The organism is Vibrio sp. KUL78 (assembly GCF_059725505.1).
In genome coordinates this window covers 656,391-683,339 of sequence record NZ_AP045837.1, presented here as the reverse complement: position 1 = coordinate 683,339, position 26,949 = coordinate 656,391, and the positions used below count along the sequence as shown (strand labels likewise).

Here is a 26,949-nt window from a genome sequence, read left to right as displayed (position 1 = left end):
AGTTTTACCGATTGCATATTCGCATTCAGCCTTTTCCGACACACATAAAAAAAGCCGACATAACGTCGGCTTTTTACAATCTAACTTATCTCAAAGAGACTACGTATCGAGGGTTATTCCCACTCGATAGTCGCTGGTGGCTTACCAGAGATATCGTAAACAACGCGAGAGATACCGTCTACTTCGTTGATGATACGGTTAGAAACCTTACCTAGGAAGTCGTATGGTAGGTGCGCCCAGTGAGCGGTCATAAAGTCGATAGTCTCAACCGCACGTAGAGAAACAACCCAGTCGTACTTACGGCCATCGCCCATTACACCTACAGAGCGAACTGGTAGGAATACCGTGAACGCCTGAGATACTTTGTGATAAAGGTCTGCATTGTGCAGCTCTTCAATGAAGATAGCATCGGCACGACGCAGTAGATCACAGTACTCTTTCTTGATCTCGCCAAGAACACGAACACCTAGACCTGGACCAGGGAATGGGTGACGATAAAGCATATTGTATGGAAGACCTAGCTCTAGACCGATCTTACGTACTTCGTCTTTGAATAGCTCGCGAAGCGGCTCAACAAGACCCATTTCCATATCATCAGGAAGACCGCCCACGTTGTGGTGCGATTTGATGACGTGTGCTTTACCTGTTTTCGATGCTGCAGATTCAATAACGTCTGGGTAGATCGTACCCTGAGCTAGCCACTTCGCGTTTTCTAGCTTCTTCGACTCTTCGTCGAATACGTCTACGAATACGTGACCGATAGTCTTACGCTTCTCTTCTGGATCAGACTTGCCTTCAAGTGCTGCAAGGAAACGCTCTTCTGCATCTACCTTGATGATGTTTAGGCCGAACTTGTCGCCAAACATCTCCATCACTTGCTCGCCTTCATTGAGACGAAGAAGACCGTTGTCTACAAATACACAAGTCAGTTTGTCGCCGATAGCGCGGTGAACAAGCATCGCCACTACTGATGAATCAACACCGCCAGACAGACCAAGAATCACTTCATCGTCGCCCACTTGCTCTTTAATGCGAGCAACCGCGTCTTCAATGATAGAACCTGGCGTCCATAGACGCTCACAGCCACAAGCACCAAGAACGAAGTTCTCAAGCATTTGTAGGCCTTGCTTGGTGTGCGTTACTTCTGGGTGGAACTGAACACCGTAGTATTTCTTCTCTTCGTTTGCCATTGCTGCGTACGGACAGGTATCCGTCTCACCAACTTTTACGAAGTCTGCTGGGATTTCAACAACTTTGTCGCCGTGGCTCATCCAAACATCTTGAGTTTCTTCAAGATCTTTAAAGATTGCAGAGTCACCAGATACTTTAACTTGTGCGTAGCCAAATTCACGCTCGTTAGAGCCCGCTACTTTACCGCCAAGTTGCTCAGCCATGGTCTGCATGCCGTAGCACACACCAAGAACTGGAACACCTGAATCAAATACGTACTGAGGAGCACGTGGAGAGTTGTCTTCCGTAACGCTTTCTGGACCACCAGATAGGATGATACCGTCTGGGTTGAATTCACGAATATCCGCTTCTTCTACGTCCCAGCTCCATAGTTCACAGTAAACACCGATTTCACGAACACGACGTGCTACTAGCTGTGTGTATTGAGAACCGAAGTCTAGAATCAGAATTCGTTGGTCATGAATATTTTTCGTCATTTTGGGCAATCTTATCAGCTAAGTGTTGAAAACGGAGGCGAGTTTACCCGCCTCTCATCTTTGCTTCAAGGAAAAAAGCAAACGTTTACGTAGGATTTATTTCACTACGTTGTCGTTGTTAACCTAAGTGGCTAATTAACCTAAACGATTAATTAACCCAAACGATAGTTAGGCGCTTCCTTGGTGATTTGAACGTCGTGTACGTGAGATTCGTTTAGACCTGCACCAGAGATGCGAACGAATTCTGCTTTAGTACGCATGTCTTCGATAGTTGCAGAGCCAGTTAGACCCATGCTTGAGCGAAGACCACCCATTTGTTGGTGAACGATCTCTTTTAGGCGACCTTTGTAAGCGATACGACCTTCGATACCCTCTGGAACCAGCTTGTCAGCAGCATTGTCAGACTGGAAGTAACGGTCAGAAGAGCCTTGAGACATTGCGCCAAGAGAACCCATACCACGGTAAGCTTTGTATGAACGACCTTGGTAAAGGATAACTTCACCAGGTGCTTCTTCAGTACCAGCGAACATTGAGCCAACCATTACACAAGATGCGCCAGCTACGATAGCTTTACAGATATCACCTGAGAAACGGATACCGCCGTCAGCAATAACTGGGATGCCATACTCTTCAGCTGCCGCTGCCGCGTCTGAAATCGCTGTGATTTGAGGTACACCAACACCCGTTACGATACGAGTTGTACAGATTGAACCAGGGCCGATACCTACTTTAACTGCGCTTACGCCAGCTTCGATCAGTGCTTTAGCACCTGCAGCTGTCGCTACGTTACCACCAATGATGTCGAGATCTGGGTATGCAGCGCGAGTTTCGCGGATACGGTTCAGAACACCTTCAGAGTGACCATGTGAAGAGTCGATAAGTAGAACGTCAACACCAGCTTCAACAAGTGCTTTAACACGTTCTTCGTTACCAGCGCCAGCACCCACTGCAGCACCAACGCGTAGACGACCTTGTGCATCTTTACATGCGTTAGGCTTACGTTCTGCTTTGTGGAAATCTTTTGCTGTGATCATACCGGTAAGTTGGAACTCGTCGTTTACAACCAGTACCTTCTCAACACGTGCGCGGTGCATCTCTTCTTGTACTTCTTCACGAGAAGCACCTTCTTTAACAGAGGCTAGGCGCTCTTTTGGCGTCATTACTGCTTCTACTTTCTTAGAAAGGTCAGTAACAAAGCGAACATCACGACCAGTGATGATGCCTACAAGCTCGTTGTTTTCAGCAACAACAGGGAAACCTGCAAAGCCGTGCTTATCAGTCAGCGCTACCACGTCAGCGATAGATGCATCAGGGCTAACCGTTACTGGGTTAGTCACCACGCCTGCTTCAAAGATTTTAACTAGACGAACTTGCTCAGCTTGTTGCTCGATAGACATGTTCTTGTGGATAAAGCCAATGCCACCTTCTTGGGCTAGCGCGATCGCAAGACGCGCTTCTGTCACTGTGTCCATAGACGCAGAGATCATTGGAATATTCAGAGTGATATTCTTGGTCAGCCGAGTGCGAAGATCAGCTGTGTTTGGGAGAACGGTGGAGTGAGCTGGAACGAGTAGTACATCATCGAACGTCAGCGCTTCTTTGGCAATTCTTAGCATTTGCAATATCTCACAATAGAGGAGTTTAAAGGATAATCCGCCCTTATCGTTTCGCATAATAAGGTCATTTGGATTAGATATTGCGGTGGGATTATACGCCCGACGAAATCGCTTGGCTACACATTTTTCTATTTTTTATTTGCATTTACCCCCTTGATATGTATTATATTGCCGCTAATTTCCATACTCACGTCTTTGAGATTAGCTGTGTCCCTATCCCCGCGATCTACTTCTCATTCATCTTCTTCCAATCAGAACATTTACACGGTCTCTCGTCTGAATTCCGAAGTACGTTTATTGCTAGAAAATGAAATGGGGATTGTCTGGTTAGTCGGTGAAATCTCTAACTTTTCCGCCCCTGTATCCGGCCATTGGTACCTGACGCTAAAAGACTCTCGCGCTCAAGTTAAGTGCGCTATGTTTCGTGGTAATAATCGCCGAGTCACCTTTAAGCCAGCCAATGGCAATCAGGTATTGGTAAAGGCGCGTCTCTCGTTGTACGAGCCGCGTGGTGATTATCAGCTGATCATTGAATCAATGCAGCCCGAGGGCGATGGAAGATTGCAGCAAGAGTTCGAGAAGCTAAAGATGTCTCTCGCAGCTGAAGGCTTGTTCTCACAGTCTTTAAAGAAGCCTCTCCCCTCTCATCCTAAACGTGTAGGTATCATCACCTCCAAAACTGGCGCCGCTCTGTTCGATATTCTCGATGTACTGAAAAGACGCGACCCATCACTGCCTGTCGTTATCTATCCGACAACAGTGCAAGGTGATGCGGCAGCGATTGAGATTGCGCAGGCAATTGGACGCGCCAACAGCCGTAACGAGTGTGATGTATTGATAGTGGGTCGAGGTGGCGGCTCGCTGGAAGATCTTTGGTGTTTTAACCATGAGATCGTAGCAAGGACCATCGCGGCTAGCCAGATTCCAATCATTAGTGCGGTCGGGCATGAAATCGACGTCACCATAGCGGACTACGTTGCCGACGTGCGAGCGCCAACACCGAGTGCTGCGGCTGAGCTTGTCAGTAATGACACCTCACATAAGCATGAATCACTTAAGGGGCGTGAGCAAAGGCTGCGTAATGTAATGCAGATCTATCTAGCGCAGCAAAAGCAGCACTTATCTGTGCTAACACAAGCACTCAACAGCCATCATCCAAAGCACCAGCTTCAGAGGCAGAGCCAGCTTCTTGATGAGTTTGAGTTCCGTTTGAGCTCAGCAATTAAGCAGCGCCTATCTCAAGAGACACTGCGCCTGAGCAATAAACAACACAGGTTAATGGCACTCTCACCAGCTCGCCAGCTCGACCGACAAACCAATCGATTAGATCAGCTACAAGCCAGGCTTAAGCAAGCCATGCAGAAACAGCTCGATAGCGCTAAGCATCAATTCGCCGTTACCGTAGGTAAATTGGACACAGTCAGCCCACTGGCGACGTTGCAGCGCGGTTACTCTATCACTCAAGATGCGCGCGGACAGGTCATCACCAACGCTCAGAGTGTCGAAGTCGGCAGTGCGATCACCACCAAACTCGACAATGGCATTATCGAATCTCAGGTCACTAGCATAAAAGATCACAGCTAGACGACAGCTGCCATCTAGCTTCTATGCAAGGCACTCAAAGACAAACTTAACGCGTGACTTAGATTTCAGTTCATTACAGCTATTACAAAAATAGCTCGCTGAGCCACACGCTTGAAGTTTCTCTAGCTCTGCTTCACAGTCAGGGCAAAAACCAATCTTTTTGAAATGGACTTGGCATTGCCCGCAGTGATACTGCCCATCCCATTCAAGCTCTGAGTGGCACTTAGGGCACTGGTTTTGTTGAGTCGTCATGACTTACCTATATTAGAAAGTGATAATATTAACTATCATACGACTTTTTTTTCTGGGTTCGCATTGATATCAATCAAGCTCGGAGAAGCACTACGTAGAGGTACTGCACGCTTATTTCGACGCTTAACCTTGTACATTTCGCCGTCTGCTTGGCGGATTAACTTATCCATTGGCAGATCTGAACAGCACTGTTTGGTCGCAAATCCGACGCTGACAGAGATATTGGTATCATTCAGTGTTACGGGTTTGTTCAGCTCATCGCTCAACGTTTGATAAAAAGCGACTGCGCCGTCTTCATCAGGGAAGCAGCAAAACGCCAAAAACTCATCACCGCCATAACGTCCAAGCACGGCTTGTTCAGGCAAAAGATGTTTAAGCTGCTCAGAAACAGCTACAAGTACTTTGTCACCAAAGCAGTGACCATATTCATCATTCACCTGCTTGAACTTGTCGATATCAACAAAAAAGCAGCCGAGAATATTGCCATCAAAGCAGTGACTCTGCTCAACTCTTTCCAATAAAGCACGTCTATTCAAGCAGTGAGTGAGCGGATCCATCTGGGCTTGAAAGGTAAGCTTATCCTCAAGAGCGTACTTCTCAAGCGCAACCGAATACACGGCAGACATGGATTCGAGTATCTCAATCTCAATCGCGAGCGGGGTAGAACACCTCTCGTCGTAGAGAGCGAATGTCCCTAAGCATTGCTCTTGAGTCGAGATGACAGGTACCGACCAGCAAGCTTTCACATTCGCAGAGGCGGCAAGCTCAAGAAACGGCGTCCAGTTGGCGTGTTTAGTTACATCGTCAACAATCACAGAGCGTTTCAAGTAGGCAGCAGCCCCGCAAGATCCCACTCGCTCACCAATTTCTAACCCATTAATAGCTTGGTTATACATAATAGGTAGCTTAGGGGCGGCTACCGTGAACAGGCAGTTTGTCGATTCATCCAACGATAAAATAGAAACTCGTTTTCTAGGAAATAGTCGCTCTGTAAGATCAACTATCCTTTCCACTAATTGGGTTTGGGGTAACCCTAGCGCGAGCTCTTTTAATAAATTATTCATGCCCTTATGGGCATCTATTAGCAAGTCTTTATTCATAGTTCGCGTCTTTTAATTTGCTACCATACGGCTCTAACTCTAAAGCTGTTGGCATTCTGTTTATTATGCGCTCGCGGCACATACTAACACAGGGCGCAAATAGATGAACTATTGACCAAAGGAATATTTGTACGTAATTTGAACCAGTACACCCTGGAACGACAAAAAACACGATCTTTTCTAGATCATCCCCAAAAGCTAGCTTGATCAGCGATCTGCTTAAAAAAGAACATTTATATAACCACATACCGAAAGCATAAGTTACATGTGCTGTTTTTCGATTTTTAACAGATTTAAATGTCATAAAGACCAAAATAAATCAGTCTAATTGAAATTTAATAAAAAGATCGTTTTTCTAATTATCGACTTACATGGGTGTGCATTTCGATATAATTGGCATCGATAGCTCGCAGTTCAACGTTTAATCGCTTCAGACTGTTTGTCGTTGTAACGTGCGTGCCACCACAAGGCATGACAACATCCATCCCGTCCAATCTACAATGCCAGTAACGAGAGCTGGTGAGGTAAGGACCTTCAAGCTGCATCTCTACTTCTGAACCCTCGCTAAGCCATAGATTAAGCTGTTGGTTGACCCTAGACTCTATCTCTTTAAGCTCTTCAAGTACCTGCGCAGTGTTAAGACCACGCTTTTTAAGCGTCTTACCTAAGCGATAGTTATCAAAGCAAGCATCTGGTGATACAAAGCTCTGCTCCTGTGCGTAGCTATTAAAATCATAGTGCCCTAGTCCATCTTTGCGATCGGCGTCTTTTCTCCAATACGCTTCAGCAAGAACCTTGTTGAGCGCCAAAGACGCTATATGACCAGCGCTGTGGCCACGGCTTAAGCTATCTTGATACTCCTTGTCTACCGACAGGGAGACGGTCTCACCTTCTGATAATACGGCTTGTTTAGAAATGCGATGCACCACGACAAATACCCAGCCATCGGTATCTCGTTTTACTGGGATGGATTGCGCGACAAAGAGTCTTCCGGTTTCGAGCTCAACAGCACCAACTAAACAGTCTGTAACTGGAAACGATTCTGTGCTTGTTGATAACGTTCCTCTGTCTGCTGGGTGATCAGGCCAGATATGGCTAACAGGATGGAATGGCGTGTCTTTCACCACCACATCGCAATGTTCTTCATGATGGTTGACGAGTTGGATTTGGCTATCTAGTTGCCATGTTTGATTGCAGAAGTGCACTTTACTAGCGGTGATCATCTGTTTTCCTTACATCATGGGTGCTTTACACCATAAAAGTTCAGACCATAAAAAAGCGCCCTCTCATTGAGAGGGCGCTATTTAGCTTATTCTTATTTCTTCGGACGACCTTTCATCATACTCATCAAGCGCTTACGCTTGCGCTCCTGAGAAAGTGTCATCTTGCTCGTTTTACCCTCGAACGGATTGTCGCTGCTCTGGAAGTTGATACGGATTGGTGTTCCCATAATTTCCAGTGAACGACGATAGTAGTTCATGAGGTAACGCTTGTATGAATCTGGCAGCTCGTTCACTAGGTTACCGTGAACAACAACGATTGGTGGGTTATAACCACCTGCGTGCGCATACTTGAGCTTCACGCGGCGACCACGAACCATCGGTGGCTGGTGATCTTCTGTTGCCATCTTCATGATACGAGTCAGTACAGAGGTACCCACACGTGTCGTCGCTGACTTATACGCTTCTTGAACAGACTCGAACAAGTGACCCACACCGGTACCGTGTAGCGCCGAGATGAAGTGAATGCGGGCAAAATCTACAAAGCCTAGACGACGGTCTAGCTCTTTCTTAACCTGCTCTTTCACGTCTGTATCCAAACCATCCCACTTGTTCACAGCAAGTACAATTGAGCGACCTGCGTTAAGGGCAAAACCAAGAAGGCTGAGGTCTTGGTCTGAGATATTCTCGCGAGCATCAATTACAACCAATACCACGTTGGCATCTTCAATGGCTTTAAGCGTTTGAACCACCGAGAACTTTTCTACCGTCTCGTTGATACGCTTACGACGACGTACACCCGCTGTATCAATCAGAACATATTCACGACCATCACGCTCCATTGGGATGTAGATAGAATCACGTGTCGTACCTGGCATGTCATACACCACCACGCGCTCCTCACCGAGGATACGGTTAGTTAGTGTCGATTTACCAACGTTTGGACGACCGATGATAGCCAGTTTAATTGGCTGATCTTGAAGACGCTTGTACTCTTCTTCTGCTTCTTCTTCGGTGTAGTCGAGTTTCTCTTCTTCCGCGTCCTCAAACATGGTCAAGTCTTCGATTTCACCTTCAGCTTCTGATAGGTGTTCAAAGAAAGGATCCAAGGCACGGTCCAGAAGAGCAGTAACACCACGACCGTGAGCCGCAGCGATGTGATACATGTTTTCAACACCTAGCTGCCAAAACTCAGCGCTTGCAGCATCGGCATCAATGCCATCTACCTTGTTGACCACAAGGAAAGCTGGCTTTTCAATTTTACGTAGGTGGTTAGCGATCGCTTCATCCGCAACCGTCAAACCCGCACGACCATCCACAAGGAATAGTACTACGTCAGCTTCTTCAATCGCAGCTAACGATTGTTCCGCCATTTTGGTTTCTACACCTTCTTCAGTGCCATCAATACCGCCGGTATCGATAACAATGAACTCATTCTCACCCAGTTGAGCTTGACCATATTTACGGTCACGCGTTAGTCCCGGAAAGTCCGCTACCAAAGCATCACGCGTACGCGTCAGTCTATTAAACAGTGTCGACTTACCCACATTCGGGCGTCCAACTAGGGCAACAACAGGTAACATATTAACCTCTACAATTATTTCTTATTGTAGTTATAGGTAAAAATGCTCTCGTTTTCCTATAACCACAACGTATTCTATCTATCCGAGCTCGAAAAGATCCTTTTGCTTCGCAGCAATAAAACGGCTCCTAACTGAAAATCAGCCAGGAGCCGTTTGTGAATTATATCACGCTTTCTAATTAATGGTGAGTTTCTTTATTTCACCATCACGAGTAACGATCACATAGCCACCAGGGACTAAAGTCGGTCCAACCGACATACCGCTGTCATTCATGAGTTGCTGTGCCACAAACTCACCGGTTGCACGGTCAATCCAGTGAAGATAACCAAGGCTATCCCCTACTACAACGTATCCGTCAACAATAACAGGCGCCGTAAGCTGGCGGTTTTCTAGTAGATTGTTTTCCCAAAGCTCGGTACCACTTCGAGCATCGACAGCAATCACGTGATCCGTTTCTGAAATCAGGAACAAGCTACGATTGTCTGTCGCCATATCTGTCGCTGATGAGTAATTACGCTTCCAGATTGGGTTACCCGAGCGAAGGTCGATGGAAATCAGCTGACCGTTAAAGCCCACTGTGTAAAGCGTACCACCTAGAATAATTGGCGAGGCATCAACATCCACCAAACGGTCGATCTCTGTTGCACCCTTAGGCGTGCCCACTGGTTGTTGCCAGATCAACTGACCACGCTCGACAATCGCTGCCGCTAGACGACCATTCGCCGTACCCCAGAAAACACCACCGGAAACCGTCGCAGGCGCACTATCACCACGCAAGGTTAGGTTTGGTACATCAGTACTGATCGCCCAACGTTCTTCACCACTGGTTTGCTCAAGCGCAGCAAGCACACCTTGACTGGTATGAACCATAATCAGGCTAGCGTCAGCAACCGGCTTCGCCAGTACCTCACCATTTACCTCTGCGCGCCAAAGCTCTTCACCTGTTTCTACGTCAAGAGCAATCACTTCACCGTTTTCACTGCCGATATACAGCTTTTGATAAGCGGCTGCAATACCACCAGATAGGCGAGCCGTTACTTCACCTTTGATTTCGGTTTGCCAGATAGTTTTACCATTTTCTGGATCCATAGCTTTCACAACGCCATCGCGGCTCGCAACAAACAGTTTGTCGTAAGCGTAGACTGGTGAAAGCTTAGAAAAATACTGACCGACACCATTGCCTATGCTTGAAGACCACTCTGTACTTGGAGTGAACTCACTTTGCACGACGGGTAGTGGCGCCATCACTATGGTGTCTTCTTCACTCGAACACCCTGCAAGTACACCTAATACCGAGATAGAAAGTAATACCTTTTTAACGAGTCTATTCATCGGCTATAGCCCTTACTTGGCAAGATCATCCAGCTTGATTTGTAGCGCTTGGCTCGCATCTTGTGCTTGCTGAGCTTGTGTATAAGCCGTGTAGGCAGCATCACGATCGCCTTCACGGATAGCAATATCGCCACGAAGCTCTGCGACACGACCAGCCCATGCTGCATCCGTAATTTTATCGAGTTCCGCACGTGCGCCATCGTTATTACCCGACTCTGCCATTAGGCGTGCAACGCGATAAGTCACTAGCGGTGCAATCGCTGGATCTTTGGTGTTGCTCTGTGCCCACTGCAGCTGCGTTAGTGCATCTTCAAGGTTACCTGCTTCTACCTGCGCTTTAGCCAATTGCATCGCAGCAAGTACCGCATATTCACTCTCTTTGCTCGAATCGATGAAGGCTTGTACATCAGCACTCGCGTCAACACCACTTACTACCATCGACTCAATAGCTTTGCTGTATTGCTCTGATGCAGCTTCTTGAGCCTGGACCACGGAATCTTGATAATAACGCCAGCCAAATAAACCACCTAGACCAACAACAACGCCAAGAACCACGGCTTTCCCGTTTTCCTTCCACCAGTCTTTGATCGCTTCAACTTGTTGTTCTTCAGAATCGTAGAGTTCCACTTCCTGTCCTCTTAAAAGAAATCATTACCTAAATTAATAGGCAGCCCAAAATTGCTGCCTATCAACTTGGATTTAAACTTAAATAATATTTGCTAATTTAGCGGCTAACTCAGTTTGAGCAATAGTTTCTTGCTCTCCGCCCTGCAAATCTTTGACCACGACCGTATTCTCAGCAACTTCGTTCTCACCAAGCACAAGAGCATATACCGCCCCTACTTTGTCTGCGCGCTTGAATTGTTTCTTGAAGTTACCGCCACCAAAGTGGTTCATCACACGAATACCAGGGATCGCTTCACGCAGGTTTTCAGCAAGCTTCATACCTGCCATCATGGTGCCTTCGCCCGCTGTCACGACATAAGCGTCTACGCTGCGACGAACGTCTGTTAGCTCTAATGTTTCCATCATGAGTACAAGACGTTCTAGGCCCATAGCAAAACCCACGGCTGGTGTTGGTTTACCACCAAGCTGCTCAACAAGGCCATCGTAACGACCACCGCCACATACAGTACCTTGAGCACCTAGGCTTTCAGTGATCCATTCGAAAACAGTGCGGTTGTAGTAATCAAGACCACGAACCAAACGTTGGTTAACCGTATATTCGATACCCGCAGCATCAAGAAGTTCACAAAGACCGGCAAAATGCGCTTTTGATTCTTCGTCTAGATAATCAGATAGCTCTGGCGCATCCACCAAGATCGCTTGTACATCTTGGTTTTTACTGTCCAAGACACGTAGCGGGTTAGTATGCATACGACGCTTGCTATCTTCATCCAGCACATCAATGTGTTGTTCTAGGTGAGCAATCAGAGCTGTGCGGTAGTTAGCGCGCGCTTCTAGTGAACCGATGGAGTTTAGTTCTAGGCGAACATGCTTGTCGATACCCAGCTCACGCCATAGACGTGCTGTCATCATGATAAGTTCAGCGTCAACGTCAGGGCCGTTTAGACCGAATACTTCCACACCACATTGGTGGAATTGACGGTAGCGACCTTTTTGCGGACGCTCGTGACGGAACATTGGACCCATGTACCACAGGCGCTGCTCTTGGTTATAAAGCAAACCATTTTCAATACCAGCGCGTACACAGCCTGCCGTGCCCTCAGGGCGCAGTGTTAGGCTATCGCCATTACGGTCTTCAAAGGTGTACATTTCTTTTTCAACTACGTCGGTCACTTCACCGATAGCGCGGCTGAATAGATGTGTCATCTCAACGATTGGCATACGTACTTCGTTGTAGCCATATGCGCTGACCACATGCTTCACTGTATTCTCAACTTTTTGCCAAAGTGGAGATTGTGTAGGGAGGCAGTCGTTCATGCCTCGGATTGCTTGAATAGTTTTTGCCACAGTTTAATACCGTATTGTCGTTGAGATTACTTGTCTTCTACTTCATTTACTTCGATGCGATTTGCTGTATCTAGCATCGATGCTTTCGCTCGAATTTTTGCTTCAAGCTGATTAACGAGATCATCGTTATCAAAGCGCTCTTTCTGACGTTTGCCGTCTTCATAGAAAGCACTCTTCTTATTGCTGCCCGCTAGACCTAGATGAGACACTTCCGCCTCGCCTGGGCCGTTGACCACACAACCAATGATAGACACATCCATTGGTGTAATGACATCTTCTAAACGCTCTTCTAGTGCGTTTACTGTGCCGATCACGTCGAACTCTTGACGAGAGCAGCTTGGGCAAGCGATAAAGTTGATACCACGAGAACGAATGCGTAACGATTTCAAAATATCGAAACCCACTTTGATCTCTTCAACTGGATTTGCAGCCAATGAGATACGCAGCGTATCGCCGATACCTTCTGCTAAAAGCATACCTAAGCCAACCGATGATTTTACCGAGCCTGCGCGAGCGCCGCCCGCCTCAGTAATACCAAGGTGAAGAGGTTGGTCGATTTTCTTCGCAAGTAAACGGTAGGAGTCAACAGCTAGGAATACATCGGATGCCTTCACGCTGACTTTAAACTGATCAAAGTTCAAACGATCTAGAATATCCACATGGCGCATTGCCGATTCAACTAACGCCTCTGGCGTTGGTTCGCCGTATTTCATCTGGATATCTTTTTCCAGAGAGCCGCCATTTACACCAATTCGAATTGGGATATTTTTATCACGTGCACAATCGACGACTGAACGGATACGAGCTTCGTTACCTATGTTGCCTGGGTTGATGCGCAAACAGTCTACGCCGTACTCCGCAACTTTTAGTGCAATACGGTAATCGAAATGAATATCCGCTACGAGAGGAATCGAAACCTGTTTCTTGATCTCACGGAATGCTTCAGCCGCATCCATGGTAGGAACCGAAACGCGAACAATGTCTGCGCCTACGTTTTCCAAAGCTTTGATTTGAGCAACGGTCGCGGCGACATCGGTCGTACGCGTGTTGGTCATTGACTGAACGGCGATAGGTGCGCCATCGCCGATAGGTACATCGCCCACATAAATACGCGTAGAGGGACGACGTTTAATTGGTGATTCGTGATGCATAGTGTTTTCTAAGGTAAGGTGAATCGAGCTACTTTGCCTGAAGTATACCCAGAAAGGTCGACAGGTTCACTCGCAAATGTCATAGAAACCTTCTCTGGTGCACCTAAAATGATTTTAAACGGTGCTTTTCCATTAAGATCTACACTATCGCCAGCTTTCTTAATGCCTGTTGATACCGTTTTACCGTCTGCATCTTTTACTTGGATCCAGCAATCACCAGAAAACGACAGAGTCAGGTTTGTCAGTCCTGCTGGAACCTCTGGAGCCACAGATGCTTCTTCAACTACTGCTGGCTCAGACTCTTCGACGACGACCGCAGCTTCGGCTTCTGCTGGAGCGGCATCCTCGACGACGTCCTGCGCTTCAACTTCTGGCTGTGCCGGTGTTTCAACAATGGCTGATACATCAAGCGTTTTGACTTCTGGCTCAGGCGCTAGCTCAGTTTCCAATGCAGCTACTTTCTCACTTGCCGTTTCCTCAACAGCGAATGCAGGATCATTGGATGAGGTATCTGCGATTTCAGAAAGCGTATCTTTCTGCTGGTTTTGCAGCCACCACACAGATGAGATACCAATGATGACAATAAAGATGCCCCATGTAAGCTTCATGATACGGCTATCATGTTTTTCTTTATTGGTCTTTTTGGAAAAGCTTTGCATTGGCTGTTCGTGGTGTTGAGCGGCGCTATGGTTCTCAATGGTTCCCAACACCTCTTGCTCATCAATTCCGACAGCTTTCGCGTAGGATCGCAAATAGCCACGCGTAAAGGTGGCGACCTGCTCTCCGTCAAAATCGTTTGACTCAATTTTTTGAATGATCGCGACACGTAAACGCAATCTATCCGCGATCTGCTTTTGCGTCAGCCCTAAGGCTTCACGCTTTTGTTTTAAAATGGTTCCCGCAAGCTCAACGTCTTGTGCTTGATGTACTTGTTCTGTGGCGTTATTTTGCTCAGTACTCATTGATATTGTACTTCTTATTGGTTGTTACTTTGACCTAACACGCTTAGTTCGTTTTTTTATCGGTGGTCATGGTCATTAGTTTGGTAAATCGCTCGCACTAGCTGTTTGATACAGCATAGTCCCAAATTGCCAACTACGGCACTTATAATCTATGTAAAGCGCTCGATTTTATTATGATTTCATACCAACTTATCGGATTAAGCCGGTTTCATCTCGATTGGAACTGCCCATCATAGTCGATTCTCCGCACGAGTTAAAACGCCCCAAGGGAAATCAGCGTAAATAGTGACAATTTTGATTAAAAATTAACACTACTCATATCATTTTGGCGGCATTTCGTAGTATTTGATTAACGATAACTATATTTGTTCCGTTATTCTTCAATTATTTATCGAGGAAATGTGGGAAAGATCAGAGTTTTGATGCACGAATACATTCATTCAACTCGAAACTCGGAAGTACCCGCTGATTTTCACTACAAAATGTGCAAAAACGACAAAGCCAAGTCGAAACTTGGCCTTGTGTTCATCAAGATACGAATTATACCGCTTTGACTGGAATCGCCTGCTGACCCTTTTGAGCCGCAATCTGCTGAGTACGTTTGGTTCTATCAATAACGTCACCAACCAACTGTCCACACGCCGCATCGATATCATCACCGCGAGTCTTACGAACCGTCACGGTGTAGTCGTACTTCATTAGCGTTTTCATGAAGCGGTCAATACGCGAGTTACTCGGTTTTTTGTACGGAGAACCTGGATACGGGTTAAACGGAATCAGGTTAATCTTCGCTGGTGTATCTTTAAGAAGCTCAGCCAGTTCACGAGCGTGGTCCATATCGTCGTTAACATGGTCTAGCAATACATATTCAACCGTTACTTTACCGCGGTTCGCGTTAGAAGATGCGATGTAACGACGAACAGATGCTAGGAAGTCTTGAATATCCCAGCGATCGTTAATTGGCATGATTTCGCTACGAAGCTTATCGTTTGGCGCGTGTAGAGAAATCGCTAGCGCAACGTCAATTTGACCTGTCATCTGGTCAAGGCCAGAAACCACGCCCGACGTTGATACAGTTACGCGACGCTTAGACAAACCAAAGCCTAAATCATCAAGCATCAGCTCAAGTGCTGGCATCAGGTTTTTCATGTTAAGCAGTGGCTCACCCATGCCCATCATTACGACGTTAGTAATAGGGCGGCGACCCGTTTCTTTCTCAAGACCGATCTCACGAGCTGCGCGCCACACCTGACCGATGATTTCAGACACTTTAAGGTTACGGTTAAAGCCTTGCTGAGCCGTTGAGCAGAACTTACATTCCAGTGCACAACCCACCTGCGAAGAAACACACAGCGTCGCGCGATCATCATCAGGAATATAAACGGTTTCTACGTCTTGATCGCCAACACGCATTGCCCATTTAATCGTGCCATCAGAAGAGTGCTGAGCTTCAGAGACGGTTGGCGCTTTGATTTCTGCCAAACGAATCAGCTTTTCACGCAGCTTCTTGTTGATGTTAGTCATCTTCTCGAAGTCGTCGACACCAAAGTGATAGATCCACTTCATTATCTGATCAGCACGGAAGGCTTTTTCGCCCAGTTCCTCTTGGAAAAACTGACGCATACCCTTGCGATCAAAATCGAGTAGATTGACTTTTTGTGTGGTCATGGTGCCTCTTCGATGACGGTAAATGGTGTTAAGGGCGCGAATTGTACAGGCTTTAGCCCCCTACAACAAGCGTTACAAAACCCTAAAATATTAAGGTATTCATTTCTAAGTGAACATTTTTTGCACAACAAAAGTGACGGGTAATAAAAAAGGAGGCTACGCCTCCTTTTTACTCACAACTGCACTCAATTAACGAGGACAAATTTCTGACTGTGGAAAGAAAAACTCAATCTCACGTGCTGCTGACTCTGGGCTGTCTGATCCGTGTACAGAGTTGTGGCGCATGCTTAGCGCGTAATCTGCGCGGATAGTGCCACACGCTGCTTCTTCTGGGTTAGTTTTACCCATTAGTTCACGGTAGCGACAAATTGCATCTTCACCTTCAAGTACTTGAACCATGATAGGGCCAGACGTCATGAATGCACGAAGATCATCGAAAAACGGTTTACCTTCATGCTCAGCGTAAAAGCCTTTTGCTTGCTCATCGGTAAGATGAACCATCTTAGCTGCGATGATAGACAGACCTGCTTTTTCGATACGGTTATAGATTTCACCAATCAAATTACGCTTAACTGCATCCGGTTTAACGATAGAGAATGTTCTTTCTAGGGCCATTAGTGTTCCTTTTCTTTCGTGTTGTTCTTTTATTAGTAATAATTCTCTTGAATTACTTGTCAGCCTGCTCCGTTAGCAAACGAGCGAGTGTGCGCACACCCATACCCGTAGCGCCTGCAGACCATTTATCGGTTCCTGACTTACGGTAAGTACCAGCACAATCGAAGTGCAACCAACCTTTCTTATAGTCTTCCACAAAGTAAGACAAGAATGCCGCCGCTGTACTTGCGCCCGGAGAGTAGTCACCACTGCTGATGTTCGACAAATCAGCGAAGTTCGATGGCAACATGCCGCGATGGAAGTCCGCCAATGGCAGAGGCCATAGACCTTCTTTCTCTTGATTTGCATTGGTCAGCGCTTGATGCGTTAACTCATCATCAAATGACATGATGGCGTGGTAATCGTTGCCAAGCGCGTTCTTCGCTGCGCCAGTAAGCGTCGCGCAGTCGATGATAAGCTCTGGATTTTGCTCACTTGCGTAGATAAGACCGTCAGCAAGAACCAAACGACCTTCCGCGTCAGTATTCATGATCTCAACCGTCTTACCATTTTTATAGGTAATCACATCACCTAGCTTAAGAGCGCGACCGGATACCATGTTTTCAGCACAGCAAAGGATAAGTTTTACGCGCTTGTTTAGGCCACGCATGATAGCAAGACCTAGACCACCAGTGATGGTGCCCGCGCCGCCCATATCTGCTTTCATCGCCGTCATAAAGTTCGATGGCTTTAGGCTGTAACCGCCGGAATCAAAGGTAATACCCTTACCCACTAAACAAGCAAATACTGGCGCGTTTTCATCGCCAGTTGGGTTGTAGTCCAGTTGCAGCATCGCAGAGGTGCGCTCAGAGCCACGACCAACAGCAAAAATGCCTTCCCAACCTTCGGTAAGTAGATCTTTGTCTTTAACGATGCGGTAAGTCACATGCTCTGGAGCCGCTGACTTAATAAATTCTGCAGCCATTGTTGCCAATTGACGCGGCGCTACTTCTTCAGCGCTTTTATTGATGATGTCACGCGTCCAATCAGACGCTTTGATGCGCGCGTCTAACTCTTTCTTATCTTGCTCGTTTAGCTCAGCCAGCTCGACTTGAGTGCTTTTCTTAGAATTACGGTAACCTTGATAAAACGCCCAAGAAGACTCTAAATCCCAACCCTCGCCTGCAAGTGTGGCGTTTGAAATGCCTTGTGAATCCAACTTGCGGGCCGCGCGTTGAACCGCTCCAAGATCGTGACCTTCACCGATGTGGATCGTCGCACCTTGCTCTGAGAAAGAAATGATAGCCTTTTCGCCCCATTGTGGCGCTGCCGCTTCTTGGCTAATAAATACCGACATTGTGCTAGACATGGTCTCTCCTTGTCTTAAATCTAATTATTGCAGCTTGCCTGTTGCAGTTCGGCTGCTGTGTCGCATTCTATATATCAAATGATGTTATCACTATGTAGAGACAATACCAATGACTGCACCATGGGAATTAATAACAATGTAACATGGTGCGACAAAAAAACGGGCCAAAGGCCCGTTTTTGTATAACTAACTAGTAAGTCTGTTTAATCGTACTCATCCATCCAGCATAAAATCACAGCTTCGAGGATTTTTTCGTTGGAGCGATTTGGATCGTCGTCAAAATCTTCCAAGTCTGTAATCCATTTATGCAAGTCGGTGAAACGAACCGTTTTCGGGTCAGTTTCTGGAAATTGATCGCACAGCTCGATAGCGATATCACGAGAATCAGTCCATTTTAAGCTCATGAATCCTCCAGTTAATTAGTGTTCTTCAGATGCGTGGTTGAGTGTGTATTTTGGAATTTCTACCACAAGATCTTCATCTGCAACAACCGCTTGGCAACCTAGACGCGACTCAGGCTCTAGACCCCATGCTTTATCCAACATATCGTCTTCAAGCTCTTCACTCTCTTCTAGTGAATCAAAGCCTTCACGGATGATGACGTGACAAGTGGTACATGCACACGACTTTTCACAAGCGTGCTCAATTCCAATACCGTTCTTTAGCGCTACGTCTAATACAGTTTCGCCTTCATTAGCCTCTAATACTGCGCCTTCTGGGCAGAGATCTTCATGGGGCAGAACAACAATTTTTGGCATGACTACTTAGTCCTCGATCTAAATGTTATCAACTGATTGACCCGCCAATGCTTCACGGATGGATTTGTCCATTCGACGTGATGCAAACTCTTGGCTCGCCTTATCAGTGTCTTTAATACCTTGTTCAATAGCATCGGCATCATCGCCATTGCGAAGTTCAATCAGAGCTTCAATCGCTTTAACCAATGCCTGTTTTTCTTCTTCGTTTAGAAGTGCATCGCCGTCCGCTTGCATCGCGGCGATCAGACCTTCGATAACACGGTCGGCCTCTACGCGTTGCTCGGCCAGAGCACGCGCTAGCATGTCATCTTTGGCGTAAGTCATCGAGTCTTTGAGCATGTTCGTTACTTCGTCATCGCTGAGACCGTAAGATGGTTTAACCTGGATTTCTGACTGAACACCGGTGCTCTTTTCCATCGCAGTCACAGACAGTAGACCGTCAGCATCAACTTGATACGTCACGCGGATATGAGCTGCACCCGCCGCCATTGGAGGGATGCCTTTCAATGAGAAACGAGCCAGCGAACGACAATCGTCCACCATCTCACGCTCACCTTGCACTATGTGTACAGACATCGCCGTTTGACCATCTTTGAACGTGGTAAATTCTTGGGCGCGCGCCACTGGAATCGTGGTGTTACGTGGAACGATCTTCTCGACCAAGCCGCCCATGGTTTCAATACCCAGTGACAGAGGAAGAACATCCAATAGCAGCATCTCTGAGTCAGGTTTGTTACCTGCAAGAATATCCGCTTGAATCGCTGCACCAATCGCGACTACTTCATCTGGGTTGATACTTGTCAGTGGTGTTTTACCAAAGAAGTCACCAACCATTGCGCGAACCAATGGTGTGCGAGTCGAGCCGCCTACCATGACGACTTCAAGAACGTCTTCTGCATCTACCTCGGCATCTTTCAATGCACGGCGACATGAAAGCAGTGTCTTCTTCACAAGTGGGCGAATTAGGTCTTCAAACTGAGCTTTTGTCAGTTCACCCTGCCAGCCAAGAGCGTTAACAGTCGCAACGTCATTTTGGCTAAGATCGATTTTCGCTTGCGTTGCGGCATCGAGCAGTTCACGTTGCTCATGAGCGTTAAGCTCTAACTTGCCTGCTTGCTGCTGCAAGTAGTCGGCAACGAGGTGGTCAAAGTCGTCACCACCCAGCGCGGAATCGCCGCCAGTCGCCAGTACTTCAAATACACCGCGTGATAAACGCAAGATAGAGATATCGAATGTACCACCACCTAAATCGTAAACCGCAATCACGCCTTCTTGACCACTATCTAGACCATAAGCAATAGCTGCTGCAGTCGGCTCATTAAGAAGACGCAGTACATGCATACCCGCTAGGTTTGCTGCATCTTTGGTGCCTTGACGCTGAGCATCATCAAAATACGCTGGCACAGTAATCACCACGCCAGCTAATTCGCCACCAAGGGACTCTTCTGCGCGCTTACCAAGCGTTTTAAGAATGTCAGAAGAAACTTGAATCGGGTTCTTTGCGCCGCCTGCGGTTTGCAGAACAGGTAAACCATTATCACTTTCTGTCAGTGAATATGGCATTGATGGGTAACGAGCCTGAACGTCTGCAAGTGAGCGGCCGAGTAGACGCTTCACAGAAATGATGGTGTTAACGGGGTCGAGGGCTGCGTTGTCACGAGCGTCAATACCGACAGTGATACTGTCATCCGCATAGCGAACCGCTGATGGGAGGATCTTATTACCGTTGGCATCTGGTAATGTCGCGGCTTCACCACTTCTTACTGTCGCGACGAGGGAGTTAGTCGTGCCTAGGTCAATACCCGCAGCCAGTTTATGTTCGTGTGGCGCGGAGCTTTGGCCCGGCTCTGCGATTTGAAGTAATGCCATTCAAATATCCTTGGGAGCTTCCATTAACCAAGCAGCTTATCTTCTAGCTGTTCTATTTCACTTTGCAACTTGGCGATAAATTTTAGTTTTCTAACGCTATCAGCAGCAACTGGCCACTCGGCTTGCGAAAGCTGACCTTCTAACTCTGATAGCTGTACCTTGAACATTTTGCTGACCTTAGCTTCAAAGTCAAAAAGTTCTGATTCAGGGTCACTTGAAGACGCGAGATCTTCCAATTCTTCTCGAAGTTCCATCTGCTCCATTAAGAACAGTGGATCTTGCAATGTTTGCTGCTCTGCGCGAATATCGACACCGTTTTCGGCCAATAAGTATTCAGCGCGAGAGATAGGCTTTTTCAGCACTTCGTAGGCATCATTGATTTGAGCTGCCTTTTGCACTGCAAGTAAGCGGTCGCGCTCAGAGGCAGTGGCAAAGTTGTCTGGGTGAAAGCGTTTTTGCAGTTCTCGGAACTGAGAAGAAAGAAGGCTACCGTCCAACTGAAACTGAACAGGTAGCCCAAATAATTCGAAATGGTTCATAGCATTGACTCGCAATTAATGAGCTTGGCCGATATCACAGCCAAGCTCGTCAAAGGTTAAACATTAAAGCTTTCACCACAACCACACTCGCCTTTCGCATTCGGGTTGTTGAACTCAAAACCTTCGTTCAAGCCTTCTTTTACATAATCGAGCTCTGTGCCATCGAGATAAACCAAGCTCTTAGCATCGATGATCACTTTCACGCCTGAGTGCTCAAACACTGAATCACCATCATCCAGTTCATCAACGAACTCAAGAACGTAAGCCATGCCAGAGCAACCCGTGGTTTTTACACCTAGGCGTAATCCAATACCTTTGCCGCGATTATCTAAAAATGTCTTAACTCGGCTCGCTGCTGCGTCTGTCATTGAGATGGCCATACTACAACCTTTGTTCGTTTCTCTTGATGATACTGTGTCTTAATAAAGCTAAAGGGCTTGGTTATCCAAGCAGTTTAGTCGTGCTTCTTCTTGTAGTCTGCAACCGCTGCTTTGATTGCGTCTTCAGCAAGAATTGAGCAGTGAACTTTCACTGGTGGCAACTCTAGCTCTTCTGCAATTTCAGAGTTCTTGATCGCTGCAGCTTCGTCGATAGACTTGCCTTTCACCCACTCTGTAACCAGTGAGCTTGATGCGATCGCTGAACCACAACCGTAGGTCTTAAACTTAGCATCTTCGATGATACCTTCTGGTGTCACCTTGATCTGAAGTTTCATTACGTCACCACAAGCTGGTGCGCCAACCATACCACTACCCACAGCCGGATCATTCTTATCAAATGAACCTACGTTGCGTGGGTTCTCATAGTGGTCAATTACTTTTTCACTATACGCCATAATAACTTCCTCGAATCCTCTACTTCCGTGAGATTAGTGGTGTGCCCACTCAACCGTGTCTAGGTCAATCCCTTCTTTATACATATCCCATAGAGGAGACATGTCACGTAATTTGTTTACTGCTGTTCTGATCTGCTCAATCGCAAAGTCGATGTCTTCTTCAGTGGTGAAACGACCAAATGAGAAGCGAACCGAGCTGTGTGCAAGCTCATCGTTTAGGCCAAGTGCACGAAGCACGTATGAAGGCTCTAGACTTGCTGATGTACATGCAGAACCAGAAGATACTGCTAGGTCTTTAAGCGACATTAGTAGCGACTCACCTTCAACAAACGCAAAGCTTACGTTTAGGTTGTGTGGAACGCGTTGCTCTAGGTCGCCATTCACTGTCACGGCTTCAAGATCTTTAACGCCGTTTAGTAGACGGTCACGCAATGCTTTTGCGTGGTCGTAGTCTTTCTGCATGTCTTGCTTAGCGATAGCGAAGGCTTCGCCCATACCCACGATTTGGTGAGTTGGTAGTGTGCCAGAGCGGAAACCACGCTCATGACCGCCGCCATGCATTTGCGCTTCTAGACGGATACGTGGCTTACGACGCACGTAAAGCGCACCGATACCTTTCGGGCCGTAGGCTTTATGAGCAGACAGTGAAATCAGGTCGACTTTCATTTCCTGAACGTCGATTGGCAGTTTGCCTGCAGATTGCGCCGCATCTACATGGAATACGATTTTCTTGCTACGGCAAAGCTCGCCAATAGCTGTAATGTCTTGTACAACACCGATTTCGTTGTTTACGTGCATGATTGACACAAGCACTGTGTCTTCACGCATTGCCGCTTCTAGCTTAGCTAGGTCAACGATACCGTTTGATTCTGGCTCTAGGTAGGTCACTTCGAAGCCTTCACGTTCAAGCTGACGGCAAGGGTCAAGAACCGCTTTGTGCTCAGTCTTAACCGTGATGATGTGCTTACCTTTCTTGCTGTAGAAGTGCGCTGCACCTTTAATAGCAAGGTTGTCAGACTCAGTAGCGCCAGACGTAAATACGACTTCGCGAGGGTCTGCATTCAACAGATCCGCGATCTGTTCACGAGCGTTATCTACTGCTTCTTCTGCTTGCCAGCCAAAACGGTGAGAACGTGACGCAGGGTTACCAAAGGTACCGTCCATTGTCATGTATTGAACCATTTTTTCTGCAACCCTTGGATCGACAGGGCAAGTGGCAGAGTAGTCTAGATAAATAGGCAGTTTCATTCTTTACTCCAATGTATAAGCGACACTACTACGAGCGAACATTGATTCCGATGGGTGCGGTGCTTGTACTTTTTCTTGAGAACCCATGATTTACCGCGAGATCTACGTCTTGTCGGTCTGAAATTTCTAATACTTCGTTATCTACCATCAACTCACCGAGAGTGATGTTGTTTAGGAAGTCACTGATTCGAGAGCTTAAATCTCTCCACAGTGTATGTGTGAGGCAACGTGTACCACCTTGGCAATCTCCTTTGCCAGCGCATTTTGTTGCATCAACGGACTCATCAACTGCAGCGATAACAGTACCGATGGAAATCTCATTGGCTTCTGCACCTAAGCGGTAACCACCACCTGGACCACGAACACTCGCTACCAAACCTGCTTTACGCAGTTTAGAGAACAGTTGTTCTAGGTAAGACAAAGAGATACCTTGACGTTCAGAGATGTCAGCTAGAGGTACTGGGCTTTGCTGTGAGTGCAGTGCGACATCAAGCATCGCTGTTACTGCATATCTTCCTTTTGATGTAAGTCTCATATCACACTATCCACATTGATTATGTGGCATAAATATTTTCATACCTGAGTATTTTAGTCAAGTATTTAATTGACTAAAATACTCAGGTATTTAACCCAACAAAAGAAATGGTTATTTTTTAACCCCAATTGCTTTTTCAACGGAGGTTAAAATGCCACGCAATGTATTGATTTCCGTCGCTTCAGGACGTGCTCGACTAAACATTCTTCGTAGCTTATTCATCACAAGGCCCGGCTTTTCCTTAGAGATAAACTGGGTATCAGTGATGACTTTTTCAAGGTGCTGATAGAATAATTCCAGTTCTTTGTGACGTGGATAATCGACTTCACTTGGCTCTGGATACTGCTGAGCTTCTCGCTCTAGATGCGCGACTCTAACTTCATAGCTAAGTGTTTGCACCGCCATAGCAAGGTTGAGTGAGCTATATTCCGGGTTTGCAGGAATACACGTATGGTAATGACACAGCTGTAGCTCGTCATTGGTTAAACCGGTGCGCTCGCGCCCAAACACCAAAGCAACCGCGTGCTTTTCGCCTTCAATCGCAAACTTCTTGCCACACTCACGTGGCTCAATCATCGGCCAATCTAGAGTACGAGAGCGCGCACTTGAGCCAACCACTAGACCGCAATCTTCTACCGCTTCTTCTAGAGTCGAAACGATTTTTGCACCTAATGCTATATCACTCGCACCCGCTGCCAACGCAACCGCCTGAGAGTCCACCTCACATTGAGGGTCCACAAGCACCATCTGGCTTAGTCCCATCACCTTCATCGCTCGAGCTGCCGAGCCGATGTTTCCAGAATGAGAAGTCCCAACCAGGACGATTTTTACGTTGTCTAGCATAGTCACGTTGCACTCATTTTACACAATCGCAGAATGGTAACATAAACTTGACTAAAGTAGTCAGGATCTTTCTATTCATAAAATTAACAGCACAAAAAATAACCACTTCCCTTTTGCCAAATCTTTGGTATACTTCGCGCCGCTTTTTGTTCTTTAACATCCGTTGGGAAAATTCGTATGCATCCAATGCTAAACATCGCTATACGCGCTGCGCGTAAAGCGGGCAACCATATTGCTAAATCACTAGAAAACACTGACAAGATTGAGTCAGTACAGAAAGGCACTAATGACTTCGTTACTAACGTAGACAAAGAAGCCGAAGCAATCATCATCAGCACTATCCAAGCTTCATACCCAGACCACAGCATCGTTGCTGAAGAGGGTGGCCTAATTGAAGGAAAAGATAGCGACGTACAATGGATCATCGACCCACTGGATGGCACTACTAACTTCGTTCAAGGCATTCCTACTTTCTCTGTGTCTATTGCAGTTCGCATCAAAGGCAAAACAGAAGTAGCGTGTGTTTACGACCCAATGGTTAACGAGCTTTTCACTGCACAACGCGGTGCTGGCGCTCAGCTTAACAATGCACGTATCCGTGTAAAACAGCTTAAAGATATCAAAGGTACTGTTATCGGTACTGGATTCCCATTCAAACAGAAGCAACACTCTGAAAGCTACTTCAAGATCATGTCTTCTATGTTTGTTGAGTGCTCTGATTTCCGTCGTGCTGGCTCTGCAGCTCTAGACCTATGTTACGTTGCAGCGGGTCGTCTAGACGGTTACTTCGAGCTTGGTCTAAAACCATGGGACATGGCGGCAGGCGAACTGATTGCTCGTGAAGCTGGCGCTATCGTAACTGACTTCTCTGGCGGTACAGAGTACATGAAGTCTGGTAACGTTGTTGCTTCAAGTGCACGCGGCGTAAAAGCGATGCTAAAACACATCCGTGAAAACGGTAACGAAGCTATCCTTAAGTAATTCTTTACAGCTTAAAATAGCTCTGTAAAAGAAAGCACAGCCCGTCACAGCTGAATTTGAAATCCCGACCTATGGTCGGGATTTTTTGTTTGGCACCAGGGGAAATTAAGTGTTTTCACAAAGAATCATTTTTACGGGATAAAAGAAAAGCCACTCCTAAGAGTGGCTTTTGTATGTTTGTGGCTCATAGCTATGTCATTCCACTAGCCGTGCGCCTGCGCACGCTGGAATCTATTCGAGGCTTGGTGATCGCTTTGAGTAGATCCCTGCCTACGCAGGGATGACGATACAGCCAAAAGCCTAATCGAATGCCTTACGGCATCTCATCAAACTCAGCACCTTCTTTTTCAATCTGTGGTGGCATTAGGTGCTCCTTCTGGATACCCAGTTTCAGAGCGAGCGCAGATGCTACGTAGATAGAAGAATAAGTACCGACCGTGATACCTAGTAGCAATGCAGTCGCAAAGCCATGGATCATTGCACCACCTTGAGTGAATAGTGCGATAACTACGAACAAGGTCGTACCGGACGTAATCAAGGTACGGCTTAGCGTTTGTGTGATCGAGCTGTTCATGATGTCAGCTGGCTCACCCTTACGCATCTTGCGGAAGTTCTCACGGATACGGTCAAATACAACGATGGTATCGTTGAGCGAGTAACCGACAACCGTTAGAAGCGCTGCCACGATGGTTAAATCAACCTCTATCTGCATAAGCGAGAATACGCCTAGCGTGATGATAACGTCGTGCGCGAGTGCGAGTACCGCACCGGCTGCTAAACGCCACTCAAATCGCACCGATACATAGATCAAGATACAGATAAGCGACACTAGAATAGCAAGACCGCCTGCCTCTGTTAGCTCATCACCCACGTTAGGACCAACGAACTCAATACGACGCATTTCAACGTCTTCGCCCGTGCCTACGCGAATTGCATCAAGGATCTGGTTTGCCAAGCGCTTCAGCTTGAACATCATCACGAGGACGCAGGCGAACCATAACGTCACGTGCCGAACCGAAGTTCTGCACTGTCGCATCGCCGAAGCCTTTCGCATCTAGTGCTGAGCGTACTTCCTCAAGGTTTGCAGGCTGTTCAAAGCCTACCTCGATAAGTGTACCGCCAGTGAAGTCTAGACCCCAGTTAAGCCACTTAGTCGACAGCGTAAAAATAGCCGCGCCGATCATCACAATAGATAGAACGAACGCAACTTTTGACCAACGCATAAAGTCGATCGTTTTGTCTGCTTTCATTATCTGAAACATAACTAAC

Annotated in this window: 25 protein-coding genes and 1 pseudogene; 2 read left to right on the top strand and 24 right to left on the bottom strand. The window is 46.8% G+C overall.

What is annotated here, in order from left to right; genetic code table 11:
- Positions 1–113: 113 nt before the first annotated feature.
- Positions 114–1,667 carry a glutamine-hydrolyzing GMP synthase gene (guaA, locus tag AC6I8Y_RS03360; protein ID WP_042500759.1) on the bottom strand — a complete coding sequence of 518 codons (1,554 nt, stop codon included), beginning with the start codon at positions 1,665–1,667 and terminating at the stop codon, positions 114–116.
- 152 nt (positions 1,668–1,819) lie between these two features.
- Positions 1,820–3,283 (bottom strand): IMP dehydrogenase, encoded by a 1,464-nt coding sequence (gene guaB / locus AC6I8Y_RS03355; protein WP_234496115.1) that lies wholly within the window; start codon positions 3,281–3,283, stop codon positions 1,820–1,822.
- A gap of 207 nt (positions 3,284–3,490) precedes the next feature.
- Here guaB and xseA point away from each other — a divergent pair, with 207 nt between their 5' ends.
- Complete coding sequence (xseA, locus tag AC6I8Y_RS03350; RefSeq protein WP_498020773.1) at positions 3,491–4,867, top strand: exodeoxyribonuclease VII large subunit; 1,377 nt, start codon at positions 3,491–3,493, stop codon at positions 4,865–4,867.
- A 21-nt stretch (positions 4,868–4,888) separates the two neighbouring features.
- Here the strand turns inward: xseA and AC6I8Y_RS03345 are convergent, their stop codons facing one another.
- From AC6I8Y_RS03345 to trmJ, 21 genes are all read right to left on the bottom strand, one after another.
- Complete coding sequence (locus AC6I8Y_RS03345; protein WP_498020772.1) at positions 4,889–5,119, bottom strand: zinc ribbon domain-containing protein; 231 nt, start codon at positions 5,117–5,119, stop codon at positions 4,889–4,891.
- Positions 5,120–5,154: 35 nt separating this feature from the next.
- Entirely contained in the window at positions 5,155–6,219 is a 1,065-nt protein-coding gene (locus AC6I8Y_RS03340; RefSeq protein WP_394153407.1) for a sensor domain-containing diguanylate cyclase, read from the bottom strand.
- 359 nt (positions 6,220–6,578) lie between these two features.
- Positions 6,579–7,442, bottom strand: coding sequence for an alanyl-tRNA editing protein (locus AC6I8Y_RS03335; RefSeq protein WP_394153405.1), 864 nt, complete (start codon positions 7,440–7,442; stop codon positions 6,579–6,581).
- 92 nt (positions 7,443–7,534) lie between these two features.
- On the bottom strand, positions 7,535–9,022 hold the full coding sequence (gene der / locus AC6I8Y_RS03330; protein ID WP_234494434.1) for a ribosome biogenesis GTPase Der: 1,488 nt from the start codon (positions 9,020–9,022) through the stop codon (positions 7,535–7,537).
- A gap of 174 nt (positions 9,023–9,196) precedes the next feature.
- Positions 9,197–10,354 carry an outer membrane protein assembly factor BamB gene (bamB, locus tag AC6I8Y_RS03325; protein WP_234494435.1) on the bottom strand — a complete coding sequence of 386 codons (1,158 nt, stop codon included), beginning with the start codon at positions 10,352–10,354 and terminating at the stop codon, positions 9,197–9,199.
- 12 nt (positions 10,355–10,366) lie between these two features.
- Positions 10,367–10,981: a YfgM family protein gene (locus AC6I8Y_RS03320; protein WP_394153404.1), complete on the bottom strand. Its 615-nt coding sequence runs from the start codon at positions 10,979–10,981 to the stop codon at positions 10,367–10,369.
- A gap of 78 nt (positions 10,982–11,059) precedes the next feature.
- Positions 11,060–12,328, bottom strand: coding sequence for a histidine--tRNA ligase (gene hisS, locus AC6I8Y_RS03315; RefSeq protein WP_498020771.1), 1,269 nt, complete (start codon positions 12,326–12,328; stop codon positions 11,060–11,062).
- A 26-nt stretch (positions 12,329–12,354) separates the two neighbouring features.
- A complete protein-coding gene (gene ispG, locus AC6I8Y_RS03310; protein WP_234494438.1) occupies positions 12,355–13,479 on the bottom strand; it encodes a flavodoxin-dependent (E)-4-hydroxy-3-methylbut-2-enyl-diphosphate synthase in 1,125 nt (374 codons plus the stop codon).
- Positions 13,480–13,487: 8 nt separating this feature from the next.
- Positions 13,488–14,441, bottom strand: a complete 954-nt coding sequence (gene rodZ / locus AC6I8Y_RS03305) for a cytoskeleton protein RodZ (protein ID WP_394153401.1) — start codon at positions 14,439–14,441, stop codon at positions 13,488–13,490.
- A 540-nt stretch (positions 14,442–14,981) separates the two neighbouring features.
- Positions 14,982–16,109, bottom strand: coding sequence for a dual-specificity RNA methyltransferase RlmN (rlmN, locus tag AC6I8Y_RS03300; RefSeq protein ID WP_234494440.1), 1,128 nt, complete (start codon positions 16,107–16,109; stop codon positions 14,982–14,984).
- Positions 16,110–16,298: 189 nt separating this feature from the next.
- Complete coding sequence (gene ndk / locus AC6I8Y_RS03295; protein WP_394153398.1) at positions 16,299–16,724, bottom strand: nucleoside-diphosphate kinase; 426 nt, start codon at positions 16,722–16,724, stop codon at positions 16,299–16,301.
- Positions 16,725–16,776: 52 nt separating this feature from the next.
- On the bottom strand, positions 16,777–18,072 hold the full coding sequence (gene pepB / locus AC6I8Y_RS03290; RefSeq protein WP_394153396.1) for an aminopeptidase PepB: 1,296 nt from the start codon (positions 18,070–18,072) through the stop codon (positions 16,777–16,779).
- Positions 18,073–18,275: 203 nt separating this feature from the next.
- A complete protein-coding gene (gene iscX / locus AC6I8Y_RS03285; protein WP_042476251.1) occupies positions 18,276–18,476 on the bottom strand; it encodes a Fe-S cluster assembly protein IscX in 201 nt (66 codons plus the stop codon).
- Positions 18,477–18,491: 15 nt separating this feature from the next.
- A complete protein-coding gene (gene fdx / locus AC6I8Y_RS03280; protein ID WP_498020770.1) occupies positions 18,492–18,830 on the bottom strand; it encodes an ISC system 2Fe-2S type ferredoxin in 339 nt (112 codons plus the stop codon).
- 18 nt (positions 18,831–18,848) lie between these two features.
- A complete protein-coding gene (gene hscA / locus AC6I8Y_RS03275; RefSeq protein ID WP_394153393.1) occupies positions 18,849–20,699 on the bottom strand; it encodes a Fe-S protein assembly chaperone HscA in 1,851 nt (616 codons plus the stop codon).
- Between the two features lie 23 nt (positions 20,700–20,722).
- Positions 20,723–21,238 (bottom strand): co-chaperone HscB, encoded by a 516-nt coding sequence (hscB, locus tag AC6I8Y_RS03270; RefSeq protein WP_112460981.1) that lies wholly within the window; start codon positions 21,236–21,238, stop codon positions 20,723–20,725.
- A 56-nt stretch (positions 21,239–21,294) separates the two neighbouring features.
- On the bottom strand, positions 21,295–21,618 hold the full coding sequence (gene iscA, locus AC6I8Y_RS03265) for an iron-sulfur cluster assembly protein IscA (RefSeq protein WP_112460982.1): 324 nt from the start codon (positions 21,616–21,618) through the stop codon (positions 21,295–21,297).
- 74 nt (positions 21,619–21,692) lie between these two features.
- Positions 21,693–22,073 carry a Fe-S cluster assembly scaffold IscU gene (iscU, locus tag AC6I8Y_RS03260; protein ID WP_042500728.1) on the bottom strand — a complete coding sequence of 127 codons (381 nt, stop codon included), beginning with the start codon at positions 22,071–22,073 and terminating at the stop codon, positions 21,693–21,695.
- Between the two features lie 33 nt (positions 22,074–22,106).
- On the bottom strand, positions 22,107–23,321 hold the full coding sequence (locus AC6I8Y_RS03255) for an IscS subfamily cysteine desulfurase (protein WP_498020769.1): 1,215 nt from the start codon (positions 23,319–23,321) through the stop codon (positions 22,107–22,109).
- 28 nt (positions 23,322–23,349) lie between these two features.
- Positions 23,350–23,856, bottom strand: coding sequence for a Fe-S cluster assembly transcriptional regulator IscR (iscR, locus tag AC6I8Y_RS03250; protein ID WP_042476234.1), 507 nt, complete (start codon positions 23,854–23,856; stop codon positions 23,350–23,352).
- A 111-nt stretch (positions 23,857–23,967) separates the two neighbouring features.
- Positions 23,968–24,699 (bottom strand): tRNA (cytosine(32)/uridine(32)-2'-O)-methyltransferase TrmJ, encoded by a 732-nt coding sequence (trmJ, locus tag AC6I8Y_RS03245; RefSeq protein ID WP_394153566.1) that lies wholly within the window; start codon positions 24,697–24,699, stop codon positions 23,968–23,970.
- Positions 24,700–24,876: 177 nt separating this feature from the next.
- On the opposite strand from trmJ, the gene suhB reads away from it, so the two are divergent.
- Positions 24,877–25,680, top strand: coding sequence for an inositol-1-monophosphatase (gene suhB / locus AC6I8Y_RS03240; protein ID WP_498020768.1), 804 nt, complete (start codon positions 24,877–24,879; stop codon positions 25,678–25,680).
- Positions 25,681–25,993: 313 nt separating this feature from the next.
- Here the strand turns inward: suhB and secF are convergent.
- Positions 25,994–26,942 (bottom strand): annotated as a pseudogene (gene secF, locus AC6I8Y_RS03235) (protein translocase subunit SecF).
- Positions 26,943–26,949 lie beyond the last annotated feature (7 nt).